The organism is Gordonia sp. VNK21 (genome assembly GCF_046098115.1).
Lineage (GTDB): Bacteria > Actinomycetota > Actinomycetes > Mycobacteriales > Mycobacteriaceae > Gordonia.
Map to the genome: position 1 here is coordinate 1 of NZ_JBJURU010000043.1, position 1198 is coordinate 1198.

General features: G+C 67.8%; 1 protein-coding gene. It reads left to right on the forward strand.

Going from position 1 to position 1198, the window contains the following annotated elements; genetic code table 11:
- The coding region (locus ACJMNC_RS18290) for an HAD-IC family P-type ATPase (protein ID WP_408949367.1) at positions 1 to 1198 on the forward strand (1198 nt) is incomplete at both ends.

Genomic DNA, 1198 nt, shown 5'->3' on the forward strand with positions numbered 1-1198 from the left:
AGGCCGGCCTCGATACGGTTCTGGCCACCCTGTCGTCGAACCGCGACTCGGGGCTGACCGCCGCGGAGGCCGCGTCGCGGCTGAGCACCTACGGTCCGAACGGCCTGCCGGACCACGCCGAGAGCGTGTGGCACAAGGTGCTCAAGAACTTCACCGGCCCGATCGCGTACATGATCGAGGCCGCGGCCATCGTCTCCGGTGCTCTGCAGCACTGGGAGGACTTCGGCATCATCGTCGCGCTGCTGCTGTTCAACGCCGTGCTCGGCTACTGGCAGGACAGCAAGGCGGCCAATGCACTGGCCGCACTCAAGGCCGGTCTCGCACCCGACGCGACGGTGCTCAGAGACGGTAAGTGGTCGACCATCGCCGCCGCCGACCTGGTGCCCGGCGACATCGTGAAGATCCGGCTCGGCGAGGTGGTCCCCGCCGACCTGCGGCTGACCGACGACTCGTCGGCCTCGATCGATCAATCCGCACTCACCGGAGAGTCGGTCCCGGTCCGCAAACACCAGGGCGACGCCGCCTACTCCGGCTCCATCGTCAAACAGGGCGAGACCACCGGCGTGGTGATCGCGACCGGCTCCAACACCTTCTTCGGCCGGACCGCCACGCTCGTCGCCGGGGCCGGCAGCGTCTCGCACGCCCAGAAGGCGATGTTCCAGATCGGCAACTTCCTGATCGCCGTCGCGGTGATCCTGGCGGTGGTGCTGGTGCTCTTCGAAGTGTTCAACGACTTCGGCACGCAGTGGTCCGGTACCGCCGACGACAACCTCACCAAGGCACTGGGCATCGTCCAGTTCGTGCTGGTGCTGCTGGTCGCCTCCATCCCGGTCGCCATGCCCGCGGTGTTCTCGGTGACCATGGCGCTCGGAGCCCTGGCGCTGTCGAAGCAGAAGGCCATCGTCTCCCGGCTCGAATCGATCGAGGAGATGGCCGGCGTCGACATCCTCTGCTCCGACAAGACGGGCACCCTCACCAAGAACCAGCTGACTCTGGGCGACCCGATCCTGGTGGGCGCCACCGATCCTGCGGACGTGATCCTCGCCGGAGCCCTGGCCTCGCGCGCCGAGGACCACGACGCCATCGACGACGCGGTGGTCGCCGGACTCGCCGACGCCACCGTCCTGGCCACCTGGACCCAGCATCGGTTCACTCCCTTCGATCCGGTCAGCAAGTACACCAAGGCCGAGGGCACCGA